At 73.3% G+C, this 232-nt stretch carries 1 protein-coding gene; it reads left to right on the forward strand.

Annotation, left to right across the window (positions count from 1 at the left end; genetic code table 11):
- Positions 1-232: oleate hydratase (locus tag KVS71_RS19305; RefSeq protein WP_217585332.1), on the forward strand; the 232-nt coding region annotated here is incomplete at both ends.

Below are 232 nucleotides of genomic sequence, written 5' to 3' on the forward strand. Positions count from 1 at the left end.
GGGTGTACGGACTCTTCGGCGAGACGCCGGGCGACTACGTCAAGAAGCCGATGCCGGAGTGCACGGGCGGGGAGATCGCGCAGGAGTGGCTCTACCACCTCGGTGTGCCGGGGGAGGACATCGCCGAACTCGCCGCGTCGGCGGCCAGGACGGTCCCGGTGATGAGGCCGGACGGGACCTCCTTCTTCATGCCGCGCGGGGCCGGCGCCCGTCCGCAGGGGGTCCCGGGGGG

It is taken from the genome of Microbacterium sp. GbtcB4 (assembly GCF_019091465.1).
Classification (GTDB): domain Bacteria; phylum Actinomycetota; class Actinomycetes; order Actinomycetales; family Microbacteriaceae; genus Microbacterium; species Microbacterium paraoxydans.